1 pseudogene is annotated in these 255 nt (G+C 44.7%); it reads right to left on the bottom strand.

Annotated elements, in window-relative coordinates:
• Positions 1–255, bottom strand: a pseudogene (locus RJP21_RS31115) (helix-turn-helix domain-containing protein); the annotation flags it as partial.

The following is a 255-nucleotide window of genomic DNA, read 5'->3' as shown; positions in this document are numbered from 1 at the left end:
AGCTCCCAAATCCGCATCCGGATCTGGTTGGTTTATACGCTTTATAAGGTTGTAATAGGTGCTGCGCGGGATACCAGACAGCTGTACGAGTGCCTTCACCGGATATTTATGCCTCAGTTCCCAGACGACTTGTGCTTTGTCCTGTTTGGTGATTTTTCTTTGTTTCGAACTAAGGCATTCAACTTTTTTAGATACTCATTCTCCATTTCAAGCTGCTTGATACGTTCTTCGAGGGCTTCGACAGAGCTTTCAACT

The sequence above is a fragment of the Paenibacillus sp. VCA1 genome, assembly GCF_031583795.1.
GTDB lineage: Bacteria > Bacillota > Bacilli > Paenibacillales > Paenibacillaceae > Paenibacillus_AQ > Paenibacillus_AQ albilobatus.
This window is presented reverse-complemented; position numbering and strand designations above follow the sequence as displayed.